This is a genomic window from Variovorax sp. 01T439_2 (genome assembly GCF_056398445.1).
This window is the reverse complement of sequence record NZ_JBFTPJ010001335.1, coordinates 1-1087: the sequence shown is the minus strand read 5'-3', so window position 1 is coordinate 1087 and position 1087 is coordinate 1. Positions and strand designations below refer to the sequence as shown.

Sequence of the window (1087 nt, the reverse complement as noted above, 5' to 3'; positions counted from 1 at the left end):
GATCAGCAGCCGGCCCACGTCGATGAAGAGCCAGCTGATCAGCCCGATGGACAGCGAATACACCATCTGCGTCCCCCAGTCCCCGTGCTGTGTGATGGCCAGCGCGGCGGCAATGAAGCAGCAGAACACGACGGTGATCAGGCCATGCCGCAGCATGCCCCGGACGTTCTCCGCGCGGAAACGAGGGAGCGCTTCAACACTCATCCGCGCTCCCCGGGATGCAGCGCTCGCCGTTCGCGTTCCACCAGCCGGTCATAGAAGCCGCCGCCGGGCGCGACGAACCAGATCACGGCGCCGTGGATCAGGAGGCCCAGGCCCCAGCCCATGAGCGGATACACGGCCCAGGTATGGCCGCGCGATGCGGAGAGGGCGACCAGCCCGAGGTTCACCAGCACATAGACGAAGGCATGGATGTACCAGCCCATCTTGGCGCCGGCGCGGCGGCGGGCGAGTTTTTCGATGTCGGGACGGGACGCGTTCTGAAGGGTGGGGTTCATGACAACTCCTTGAATTGAACCGGAATGAATTCGGGGGCGGACGGCGGCTGCGCTGGCGACGATTGCAGCGCCGCCCGCTGCCGCAGCTCCTCGGTCGTCTCGCCGGGCCCGTCGGGCCGCCAGCCCGGCGGCTTGACGAGGTAGCCGACGAAAGCCCGCACCGAGCGCGCCGAGCGCAGGTCGCGCAGCAGCGCGCGCCAGTGGGTGAACTCGATCTCGAAGATGTTGTTGGAGACGATCGGCTGCACCAGCCCGTAGCGGCAGGGCAGGTCGGCGCGCTCGGGGATGTAGGTGCCGAACAGGCGGTCGAACACGATCAGCACGCCGCCGTAGTTGCCGTCCAGGTACTCGAGGTTCGAGGCGTGGTGCACGCGGTGGGCGGAGGGCGTGTTGAGCACCCATTCCAGCGGGCCGAGCTTGGGAATCCAGGCCGCGTGGATCCAGAACTGGTAGAGCAGGTTCAGCGTGAGCATCAGCAGGATCACCTTCGGCGGCATGCCCAGCAGCGGCGCGAGCATGAAGAAGGCGAGCGTGCCGCTGAGCCGGCCGGTCCAGCCGAAGCGGTAGGCGGCCGACAGGTTGAGCTGGTT

General features: G+C 67.4%; 2 protein-coding genes. Both read right to left on the bottom strand.

What is annotated here, in order from left to right; genetic code table 11:
- Positions 1-200 precede the first annotated feature (200 nt).
- Positions 201-497 carry a 2TM domain-containing protein gene (locus AC1DOC_RS34735; protein ID WP_012748706.1) on the bottom strand — a complete coding sequence of 99 codons (297 nt, stop codon included), beginning with the start codon at positions 495-497 and terminating at the stop codon, positions 201-203.
- A partial coding sequence (locus AC1DOC_RS34730) for a sterol desaturase family protein (protein ID WP_478131721.1) occupies positions 494-1087 on the bottom strand: 594 nt, incomplete at its 5' end. The genes AC1DOC_RS34730 and AC1DOC_RS34735, both read right to left, overlap by 4 nt.